The sequence below is a fragment of the Acidovorax sp. KNOB132 genome (assembly GCF_057541515.1).
In genome coordinates, this window is sequence record NZ_BAAJYT010000383.1 from 1 (window position 1) to 2,617 (window position 2,617).

The following is a 2,617-nucleotide window of genomic DNA, read 5'->3' on the forward strand; positions in this document are numbered from 1 at the left end:
CGCGCCGGCGGGCGCCAGGGGCGCGGCCTCGCCCAGCCGGCCAGCCACCACGGCCACGTGGGTGGCGCCGCCGCCGTCCGTGCCGGGGTCCACCACGCGCGGAATGTCACCGGACCAGAACATGGTGAAGTGCGGATCGACCCGCTTGGAACGCGCCGGCAGGTTGAGCCAGATCTGGAACAGCTCCAGCGGGTTGGGCCCGGTGCGGTCCAGCAGCGGGAACATCTCGGAATGCACCACGCCGTCGCCGGCGGTGAGCCACTGCACGTCGCCCTGGCCGAAGCGGGCGGCGGCGCCCAGCGAATCGGCATGGTCGATGAGGCCCTTGCGCACGATGGTCACCGTCTCGAACCCGCGGTGGGGGTGCGGCGGGAACCCGGGCACCACGTCGCCGTGGTACATGCTCCAGCCGTCCCGGCGCGAAAAGTCCTGCCCGATCTGCCGGCCGTCCAGCGGCGCATCGGGCCCCAGTTCGGCATTGCCGGGCGGATAGGCGTCGTCGTGGTGGGCGCAGAACAGGAACGGGTCCACCGTGGGCCACAGCGGGCCCAAGGGCTGGGTGTTCAGGATGGGGGTGTCGGCAATGGCTGGCATGGAAAGCTCCTGGGTGGCGCCGCGCGCGGCCCCGGCGCCCGGCATGCACGGTGGGGTGCGGCCAGCGTGGCGCGGGCCATGCGGCGGCATGGTCTGTCACTGCACATGGGGGCGGCCGGCGGCGCTGCAACGCGGGCGCGGCAGAACGGACTGGTGCGGGGATGGAACAGTGGCCTGCGCGCGGATCATGCCGCAGGGACGGGACGGGTCCGCACTGCCATGCCATTCCAAGCCTGCATTTCAAGGAAAAACCAGTCCATGCCGGCGGATTTCATGCCAGCAATGCTATTGATTCAATAGCAAACCACCTCGACGCAGCCGGTGGGCCGCTCAATCCTGCAGCGGCTGGTTCAGCTCCGTGCGCCAGGCGGTGGGGTCCGATCCGGTCTCGGGCCCGGTCAGGTAGCACTCCCACAGCTCGCCCGTGGGCGTGAGGCCCTCGCCCTCGATCCATTGCAGGAACTCGCCCCAGGCGCCGGCCAGGTCTTCATAGCGCCCGCGGTGCACGGTGCGGGCCACGCGCATGGCGGGCCACTCGCCGGGCTGCATGCGGCCGTGCGGGCCGATGGGCGTGGCCAGGGGCACGCTGATCTCGAAGTCGAAGGTGTCCGTGGGCCGGCGCCGGTGGTGGGTGAACCAGGGGCCGGCGGGCGAGGCGCCCTGGGCGGCGATGGCGTCCATCAGGTCGCGCACGCCCTGGCCCATGACGTGCTGGATCTCCTCGCGGGTGCAGGTGACGTGGATGAACGCCGTGGGGCGGGCGGGCAGGTCGGCGATGTGGGGCGTGTCGATCATGGGCTGAGCGGGCGCGGGGGCCGTGGTGGTCAATCGGAGGGGCGATGGCACGCGTTCGGCATCAGGGCGGGCCGGTCAGGCAGTGGGCGTGCACACCACCATCCACGGCACCCCGAACCGGTCGGCCACCATGCCGAACGCGGGCGAGAAGAAGGTGGGCGACAGCGGCATCTGCACCTGGCCGCCCTCGGACAGCGCGGCGAACAGGCGCCGGGCCTCGGCCTCGTCGGCCGGGTTGAGCGACAGCGACACGCCCTGGAAGACGGGCTGCCCTCCGTTCATGCCGTCAGAGGCCATGAGCGTGGTCTCGCCGATGCGGAACGCGGCGTGCATGACCTTGTCGCCCGGCGGCGGGGCCGCGCCCGCGCAACCGGACGCATCGGTCGGGGCGGGACTGTCCGAAAAGCGCATCAGCGCGGTGACCTCCGCGCCCAGGGCCGTGCGGTAGAACGCCAGCGCTTCTTCGCACCGGCCGTCGAAAAACAGGTAGGGTTCCACTTTCATGCGTCGTCTCCTGGCGGCCCGCGCCGGGGCCGGGTGCGGCGCCCATCACGATTGTGAACACCGTTCACAAACCATAGCCGGCCTGCCGGACAGCGTCCACCGGGGATTCCCGGACCCGGGGCGCAGGGCCATCGGTCAGATATCGGCGGCGATGGCCGGCTCGCCATGGCCGAGCGCATCCAGGCTGATCTGGATCTGCGGCACGTCGCTCAGGTCCGGGCTGCGTCCATCGGACAGGTCTTCGAGCGCGGTGAACTGCCCGTCCAGGTACAGGAAGGTGACGGTGCCGGCGATGTCCGCCAGCGCGTCCTCGGGGCTGGGAAACCCGTCTCGCGCCACCTGGTCGCCGCCGTCCAGCGCGTAGCCGTAGCGGCCCTGGGCCTCGGTCAGCCCGCCCAGGTCGATGAGCTTGTCGCGCACGTTGCTGGCGTACACGCGGCCACCGGCCGCATAGAGCGTGAAGGTCTGCGCGGCGCGCGCGGCCTGGGAGAGCGAGGAAGCGGTCATGGACTCATCCTTTCAGTTCCAACGAAACGGGGGCCACCCGGGGCTTGCGCACAGGCCCCTGCGGGGCGTGGCGCGTCAAGTCAAGGCTGCCGGCCGGTGCCGTCGCTGCCGGTCTCGCGCGTGGCAAGCCACCAGCCGCAGACCAGGCCCGCCACGCCGAGCGCGGCCACGGCGGCCAGCCGGCTGTCGCGGTGATCGCGGTGGCCGCCGTCGATGG

General features: G+C 71.8%; 4 protein-coding genes. All 4 read right to left on the reverse strand.

The features are described from left to right. The coding region (locus AC27IO_RS22730; protein WP_498740910.1) for a pirin family protein at nt 1-594 on the reverse strand (594 nt) is incomplete at its 3' end. A 330-nt stretch (nt 595-924) separates the two neighbouring features. After that, complete coding sequence (locus AC27IO_RS22735; RefSeq protein WP_498740912.1) at nt 925-1,440, reverse strand: GyrI-like domain-containing protein; 516 nt, start codon at nt 1,438-1,440, stop codon at nt 925-927. Between the two features lie 24 nt (nt 1,441-1,464). Continuing rightward, nucleotides 1,465-1,893, reverse strand: a complete 429-nt coding sequence (locus AC27IO_RS22740) for a VOC family protein (RefSeq protein ID WP_487090942.1) — start codon at nt 1,891-1,893, stop codon at nt 1,465-1,467. Nucleotides 1,894-2,028: 135 nt separating this feature from the next. Further along, entirely contained in the window at nt 2,029-2,400 is a 372-nt protein-coding gene (locus AC27IO_RS22745) for a hypothetical protein (protein WP_272566674.1), read from the reverse strand. Between the last annotated feature and the right edge of the window lie 217 nt (nt 2,401-2,617).